The organism is Zoogloea sp. (assembly GCF_041911615.1).
In the GTDB taxonomy this organism is placed as follows: domain Bacteria; phylum Pseudomonadota; class Gammaproteobacteria; order Burkholderiales; family Rhodocyclaceae; genus Zoogloea.
Window position 1 is genome coordinate 1 of sequence record NZ_JAYROR010000071.1, and the last position, 6,242, is coordinate 6,242.

Here is a 6,242-nt window from a genome sequence, read left to right on the forward strand (position 1 = left end):
ATCCGGCCGCGGTGGCCGGCCCGGCCCCGCGCGAGGCCCCTTCCCGTCACACTCCGCGGCGCGACAAGGTGGCGCCCCAGGGGCGGGACGTCGCGCCGACGGTGGCGTCCCGAGCGGCACCAAAGCCCGCGCCGGGGCCGGCGCGAACGGTGGAGCGGGATGTGGACATCGTCACCGCGATCGTGCGCTGACGAGCGCCGCCGGCCAGCCGGGCCGCTTCGCCCGGGCGCGGCGCCTCAGGGGTAGAGCCCGCGCTGGGCGTGGGCCTGCAGGACCCGTTCGCAGCCCAGCACGAAGGCCGCGGTGCGCAGCGGAACGCCCTTCGCGGTGGCTGCGTCCCACACGGCGGCGAAAGCCTCGCGCATGATGCGGTCGAGGCGGGCGTTGATTTCGTCCTCGGTCCAGAAGAACGCGCTGATGTCCTGCACCCATTCGAAATAGCTCACCGTCACCCCGCCGGCGTTGGCGAGCACGTCGGGGATCACGGTGACGCCGTTGTCCTGCAGGATCAGGTCGGCCTCGGGGGTGGTCGGGCCGTTGGCGCCTTCGGTCAGCAGACGGGCGCGGATCAATCCGGCGTTGGCGGCGGTGATCTGGTTCTCCATCGCCGCGGCGACCATCACGTCGGCGTCAATGCCCCAGAACGCCTCCGGCGCGATGGGTTCGCTGCCCGGCGCGCCGATCAGGCTACCGTTGTGTTGCCGCCACGCCTTGGCGGCGCGCACGTCGAGCCCGCCCGGGTTGCGGATCGAGCCGCTGCCGTCCTGTAGCGCCACGACCTTCGCGCCGGCGTCGGCGAACAGGCGGGCGGCGGCCTCGCCGACGTTGCCGAAGCCCTGCACCGCCACCCGCGCGCCGGCGATGTCGAGGCTCATGCGCCGCGCCGCCTCGACGGTGGCGACGAAGACCCCGCGGCCAGTGGCGTCCTTGCGCCCGAGGCTGCCGCCCAGGCTCACCGGCTTGCCGGTGACGACGCCCATCGCGGTCTTGCCCTCGTTCATCGAGAAGGTGTCCATGATCCACGCCATCACCTGCTCGTTGGTGTTGATGTCGGGGGCCGGAATGTCCTTGTCCTGGCCGAGCAGGATGTTGATCTCGCTGGCGTAGCGGCGGGTGAGGCGTTCGAGCTCGGGCATCGAGAGGACTTTCGGGTCGACCCGGATGCCGCCCTTGGCGCCCCCGAAGGGCACGTTCACCACCGCGTTCTTCACCGTCATCCAGGCCGACAGGGCCATCACCTCGGCGAGTGTCACGTCCGGGTGGTAGCGGATGCCCCCCTTGCCGGGGCCGCGGGCGAGGTTGTGCTGCACGCGATAGCCCTCGAAATGCGCAATTTCCCCATTGTCGAGGCGAATCGGCACGTTTACGATCAGCGCCCGCTTTGGACGGGTCAGGATCGGCGCCAGCGGCCGCAGTTCGGCCGCGAGGTGAGGTTCGACCCGGTCGATCTGGACCAGATAGGTCTCCCACGGGCCGAGGTGCTCGGCCGACAGGTAGGACGGGATGTGCGAGACGTTGTTCATGGCTTCCTCCTGGGCGGGGCGGCCGGCTGACGCCGCGTTGTCGTGCCTGTCTGGTTGGGCCGCTTTCGGCCGCGTTGGTTTCATCGACGCGGCATGGCGTGGCCCGTCGCGGGCGCGCCGCGCCTGTTATTTCACGATCGCTGCAAAGCGCTTTCGGGGCGGCCTGGAAAGGTTCGCCGGTTTTATTGGTTGGTCCGGCCGGAAGCGCCCGCTAAGGTGCGGCGCAATGTGGCCCGCGCCTTCGGGCGGGCATTTTCCGCTTCCCACCGGACAGGATTCTCCCCCATGTACATTCGCAAACGCATCCTCGCCGCCAGCCTCGCCGCGCTGGGCTGGCCCCTCGCGGCTTCGGCCACCAACGGTTACTTCTCCCACGGTTACGGCGTGCGCAGCCAGGCGCTGGCCGGCGTCGGTATCGCGCTGCCCCAGGACGGTCTGGCCGCCGCCGCCAACCCGGCCGGCACCGCCTATGTCGGCAACCGGGTCGACCTGGGCGCCTCGCTGTTCCGCCCCGACCGCGGCGCGTCGATCCGCGGCAACGCCTACGGGGCCGATGGCGATTACTCGGCCAACGGCACGCGCGACTTCCTCATCCCCGAGCTGGGCTACGCGCGCCAGCTGTCGCCCGCGCTCGCCGTGGGCCTGTCGATCTACGGCAACGGCGGCATGAACACCGACTACCAGCGCAATCCATTCGCGGCCTTCGGCGCCAGCGGCAAGGCCGGCATCGATCTGTCGCAGCTCTTCGTGACGCCGTCGGTGGCCTGGCGGGTGACGCCGGGGCAGACCGTCGGGGCGGCGCTGACCCTGGCTTACCAGCGCTTTGCGGCGCGTGGCCTGTCGTCCTTCGACAACGCCTTCGTGTCGTCGGCGCCCGGTTCGGTGACCGACCGTGGCCACGACAGCTCCACCGGCGTCGGCATCAAGCTGGGCTGGATCGGCGAAGTGCTGCCGACGGTGAAGCTCGGCGCGAGCTGGTCGTCGCGCATCGAGATGGGCGAGCTGGAGCGCTACAAGGGCCTCTTCGAGGGCGGCGGCGGTTTCGACATTCCGGCCAGCTACGGCCTTGGCGTGGCCTGGCAGGCGAGCCCGGCGGTGACGCTGGCGGCCGACTGGCAGCGCATCGAATACAACAGCGTGAAGGCGGTGGGCAGCCCGCTGTCGGCGCTGTTCAGCGGCGGCCAGCTGGGGGCCGACAACGGCGCCGGCTTCGGCTGGCAGAACATCTCGGTGGTCAAGCTGGGCGCGGTGTACACGCACGACGAGCGGCTCACCCTGCGCGCCGGCGCGAGCCGAGCCCAGCAACCGGTGCCGGCCAGTCAGACCTTCTTCAACATCCTCGCGCCGGGCGTGGTGCGCAACCACTTCAGCGTTGGCGCCAGCTATCGCGCCGATGCCGGCGGCGAGTGGAGCGTGGCCTACACCCGCGCGCCCAAGGTCACGGTGTCGGGCGAAGGCTCGATTCCGGCCAGCTTCGGTGGCGGCGAGGCCAGCGGCCACCTGCGCGAGGACATCCTGACGGTGGGCTACACGTGGGCGCTCTGATTCCTTCGTGGCGGAGGCCGGCATGAGCGTGGCCTGGTCGTCTTTCACGCCGGGCGCGGCGCTGGCCGGCGGCGCGCTGATCGGCCTGGCGGCGAGCGTGCTGTGGCTCGTCAATGGGCGCGTCGCCGGCATCAGCGGCATTCTCGCCGGGATCGCGCGCCGGCCCGGCGACCGGGGCTGGCGGATTGCCTTCGTGGCGGGCCTGCTGGCCGCGCCGCTGCTGGTCGGGTGGCTGGCGCCCGGTGTCGATGCGCCGGCGCCGCTGACCTTCGGCGCCGGCGACGCGCTCAGGCTTTTCGTGGCCGGGCTGCTGGTCGGTGTCGGCACGCGGCTTGCCAACGGCTGCACCAGCGGTCACGGGGTGTGCGGCCTGGCGCGGCTGTCCCCGCGGTCGCTGGTGGCGGTGCTGGTGTTCATGGCGGCGGCCTTCGGCGTGGTCTTCGTGGCCCGCCACCTGCTGCCGGGCGGTGCGTCGTGAGCGCCGCCGCGGGCAACGGGGCACGCCTGTCGTCCCTGGCGGGGGCGCTGGTGGCAGGGCTGATCTTCGGCGTCGGGCTGATCGTGGCCGGCATGAGCAACCCGGCCAAGGTGCTCGCCTTCCTCGATCTGGCCGGCGACTGGGACCCGTCCCTGGCGCTGGTGATGGTGGGCGGCATCGCGGTGACGCGGATCGGCTTGCTGCTGGGCCGGCGAGCCCGGCGTAGCGCGTCCGGGGCGCCATTCCACGCGTCGGGCCACCGTCCGGTGGACCGGCGCCTGATCGTCGGCAGCGCGCTGTTCGGCATCGGCTGGGGGCTGGCGGGCTTCTGCCCGGGGCCGGCGGTGGTGGCGGTGGGTTACGGTTACCTGCCCGCGCTCCCGCTGGTGGCCGGCATGTTGCTCGGGCTGTGGCTGCAGCGGCCGGGGCGTGACCGCCGCTGACGGGCAATCCGCTATGATCGGGCGCGTCCCGATTCCTGGAGTACCGCGATGCGTCGTGCCGTCTGCCTGTTTTCCGCCGGATTGCTGCTTGCGGCGTCGGCGCGCGCCCACGACGAGGCGCGCCTGCCCGGCGACGCCGCGGCGGTACGGGCGGCCGCGGCCGACGCGCCCTTCAAGCTGACCGTCGGCCAGTACCGCTACGGCGGCAATTTCGGTGGGCAGGACGCGAACCTGCGCTATCGCAGCGGCGATTCGTCGGCCTGGGTGGGCGCCTACCGCGACCGCGAATCCGGCGAACAGGCGCGGGCCGGCGTCGATACCAGCTGGCAGCCCATCGCCGGCTCGACGCTGGCGTTGCAGCCTTCGCTGCAATGGGCGTCGGGCGGCTTCTGGGGCGGCAGCTTCAGCGTCGAGCTGGGCGAGCCGTGGTTCGTGCAGGTGGGCATCGGGCGCACCAACACGCGGCCTTACTTCAATCTCAATTTCGATCCCAACGACGCCCTGTCGCTGGCCGCCGGCTACCGCGACGACAGCGGCCGCACCTTTTACCTGATGACGATCCGCGATGACCGGCTCGGCACCCGCCAGCAGCACACCCACGCGGTGGCGCGCTGGCCGGTGGGCGACGGCGAGCGGGCGACGGTGGACGTGCTGCGCAAGACCGGCATCGGCGACAGTGGCCCGGTGGCGGGCTGGGGCGTGACGCTGGGCTACGACTGGCCGCGCTGGTTTGCCCGGCTGGCCCACGAGCCCTACCAGAACTTCAGCGCCGTGACGGCCACCCGGCTGTCGCTGGGCCTGCGTTTCTGAGCGCCTACAGTGGCGCGAGGACGTAGCCGCGGCGGCCGAGTTCGTCGTGCAGATGGCGGGCGGTCGCCACCGCGTCGGGGCCGTCGCCGTGCACGCAGATCGAGCCGATGGGCGTCGGCAGGCGCTTGCCGCCGACGCTCACGAGGGCGCCGGCCTCCAGCATCGCCAGCACGTGGGCGAGGGACGCCGCGGCGCCGTGGATCATCGCGTCGGGGCGGCTGCGTGGCACCAGGTTGCCGTCGTCGAGGTAGGCCCGGTCGGCGAAGATTTCGGCCACCACCGCCAGTCCGGCGGCTGCGCCGGCCGTGTAGAGCTCGGACCGCGCCGGGGCGAGCAGGATCAGCGTAGGGTCGTAGGTCTTGACCGCCTGGGCCACCGTGCGGGCCAGGGCCGCATCGGCGCACGCCATGTTGGAGAGCGCGCCGTGGGGCTTCACGTGGCGCAGCCGGATGCCCTCGACGCGGGCCATGCCGTCCAGCGCGGCGAGCTGGTACAGGATGATCGCCTCCAGTTCGGCTGGCGGGAGCGTCATCGGGCGGCGGCCGAAACCCTGCAGGTCGGGAAACGCCACGTGGGCGCCCACCCCGGTGCCGGCGGCCCGCGCCAGCTGCAGGGTGCGGCGCATCACCAGCGGGTCGCCGGCGTGAAAGCCGCAGGCGATGTTGGCGCTGTCGATCAGGGCGAGCAGTTCGGCGTCGCTGCCCATCGTCCAGGCGCCGAAGCTTTCGCCCAGGTCGGCGTTGAGGTTGAGGCGAGCGGTCATGGTCGGGCGGGGCGGCGGCGCGGGTGGGGGAGCGCGTATTGTGCGCTCAGTCCTCGTCGCCGCGCACGGCGGCGCCGGCGAGGTTCGCCGCCTGCAGCGTCGCGGTGTCGGGGGCGGCGTGGCGGGGGCGGATGCGCGCCAGCCAGTCGCCGAGGCGACGGGCCTGGTCGGCGCGCGCGCGGGCGGCTTCGGCGGCGTCCACGAAGCGGAAACGCAGCGCGTCGCCCGGCTGCAGGTGCGCCAGGCGCGGCAGATCGGCCTGGATCACCACCGCCAGCTTGGGGTAGCCCCCCACGGTCTGGCAGTCGGCCAGCAGCACGATGGCGCGGCCGTCGGCGGGCACCTGCACGGTGCCGGGGGTGACGCCGTCGGACACGATGTCGGCGCCCTTTGCGGTGTGGGCGAGACGCGGGCCGTCGAGGCGCAGGCCCATGCGGTCGCGCTCGCGGGTGACGCGGAAGGGTTCGTGGGTGAAGGCGTCGAGGCTGGCCGCGGTGAAGTGGTCGATCTGCGGGCCGGGCATCGCGCGGATCGGCCCGTCGGGCGGGTCGAGGGCGGCGGGGCCGATCCAGTCGAGCGTGGCGTCGCCGTCGAAGGCGCGGCACGGCAGGCGGTCGGGCAGGGGGCACAGCCCGGCACGGGCGTAGGTGGCGCGGCTGCCGAGCTGCGGCGGCGTGCGG

General features: G+C 72.7%; 7 protein-coding genes and 1 pseudogene. 5 read left to right on the plus strand and 3 right to left on the minus strand.

Going from position 1 to position 6,242, the window contains the following annotated elements; all coding sequences use genetic code 11:
* The coding region (locus ACE3P2_RS08300) for a hypothetical protein (RefSeq protein ID WP_374263297.1) at positions 1–191 on the plus strand (191 nt) is incomplete at its 5' end.
* Positions 192–236: 45 nt separating this feature from the next.
* On the opposite strand, the gene ACE3P2_RS08305 is transcribed toward ACE3P2_RS08300, so the two are convergent.
* The gene (locus ACE3P2_RS08305; RefSeq protein ID WP_374263300.1) at positions 237–1,523 is read right to left on the minus strand and encodes a Glu/Leu/Phe/Val dehydrogenase; all 1,287 of its coding nucleotides are present in this window, start codon (positions 1,521–1,523) and stop codon (positions 237–239) included.
* Positions 1,524–1,808: 285 nt separating this feature from the next.
* Between ACE3P2_RS08305 and ACE3P2_RS08310 the strand changes: the two genes are divergently transcribed.
* From ACE3P2_RS08310 to ACE3P2_RS08325, 4 genes are read left to right on the plus strand one after another with little or no spacing between them, the layout of a single operon-like run.
* Positions 1,809–3,068 (plus strand): OmpP1/FadL family transporter, encoded by a 1,260-nt coding sequence (locus tag ACE3P2_RS08310; protein ID WP_374263302.1) that lies wholly within the window; start codon positions 1,809–1,811, stop codon positions 3,066–3,068.
* Positions 3,069–3,090: 22 nt separating this feature from the next.
* Positions 3,091–3,546, plus strand: coding sequence for a YeeE/YedE family protein (locus ACE3P2_RS08315; RefSeq protein WP_374263305.1), 456 nt, complete (start codon positions 3,091–3,093; stop codon positions 3,544–3,546).
* On the plus strand, positions 3,543–3,989 hold the full coding sequence (locus tag ACE3P2_RS08320) for a DUF6691 family protein (RefSeq protein WP_374263308.1): 447 nt from the start codon (positions 3,543–3,545) through the stop codon (positions 3,987–3,989). Before ACE3P2_RS08315 ends, ACE3P2_RS08320 begins: the two co-directional genes overlap by 4 nt.
* Positions 3,990–4,037: 48 nt before the next feature.
* Entirely contained in the window at positions 4,038–4,799 is a 762-nt protein-coding gene (locus ACE3P2_RS08325; protein WP_374263311.1) for a hypothetical protein, read from the plus strand.
* Between the two features lie 4 nt (positions 4,800–4,803).
* Here the strand turns inward: ACE3P2_RS08325 and ACE3P2_RS08330 are convergent, their stop codons facing one another.
* The gene (locus ACE3P2_RS08330; RefSeq protein ID WP_374263314.1) at positions 4,804–5,562 is read right to left on the minus strand and encodes a LamB/YcsF family protein; all 759 of its coding nucleotides are present in this window, start codon (positions 5,560–5,562) and stop codon (positions 4,804–4,806) included.
* A gap of 46 nt (positions 5,563–5,608) precedes the next feature.
* A pseudogene (locus ACE3P2_RS08335) lies at positions 5,609–6,242 on the minus strand (allophanate hydrolase subunit 2 family protein); the annotation flags it as partial.